Consider the following 816-nt stretch of genomic DNA (forward strand, 5'->3'; position numbering starts at 1 on the left):
CGAAGATTTGTTTTTCCTTTCTAACGGACACATTTCACCAGTTTTCTACAGCGTTCTGGCCAGGTCGGGATATTTCGACATTAGTGAACTGGCAACTTTCAGAAAATTAAATTCAAGGTTACAAGGTCACCCCACAACTCACGAAGGACTTCCAGGCATTAGAATTGCCTCTGGATCTTTAGGKCAGGGAATGTCTGTKGCTATCGGAGCAGCCCTTGCAAAAARATTAAATAAAGATCACTCGGTTGTATATTCTTTACATGGTGATGGAGAGTTACAGGAAGGTCAAAATTGGGAAGCGATTATGTATGCTCCTTTTAATAAAGTAGATAACCTGATCTCTTCAGTTGATTATAACGGACAGCAAATTGATGGTCCTACTGAAAAAGTATTATCTCTTGAAAATCTACAGGCAAAATTTGAGGCTTTTGGATGGCATGTGATCAATTCTGATGGTAACGATATGGATTCTATAGTTAAAGCATTGCATTATGCTAAATCACTTTTAGGAAAAGGTAAGCCAATCTTGAATTTAATGAGTACTCAAATGGGCGCTGGCGTTGATTTCATGATGGGATCGCATAAATGGCATGGTGTTGCGCCAAACGACGAGCAACTTGCACTAGCTCTTGCCCAATTACCAAGTACCTTAAAAGATTATTAATAATGAAAAAATATACATACACTGAAAAAAAAGATACCCGCTCTGGTTTTGGAGCAGGATTACTTGAAGCAGGTAAAAAAAATCCTGAAGTAGTTGCACTATGCGCAGACTTAGTGGGCTCTTTAAAAATGGATGCCTTTATTAAAGAATTC

Annotated in this window: 1 protein-coding gene and 1 pseudogene; both read left to right on the forward strand. The window is 38.4% G+C overall.

Annotated features, from left to right (window positions below; genetic code table 11):
- A partial coding sequence (locus AC1DDK_RS26115; RefSeq protein WP_477623016.1) for a transketolase occupies positions 1-664 on the forward strand: 664 nt, incomplete at its 5' end.
- 2 nt (positions 665-666) lie between these two features.
- Positions 667-816: pseudogene (locus AC1DDK_RS26120) on the forward strand (transketolase family protein); the annotation flags it as partial.

The sequence above is a fragment of the Pedobacter sp. 05T44 genome, assembly GCF_056395985.1.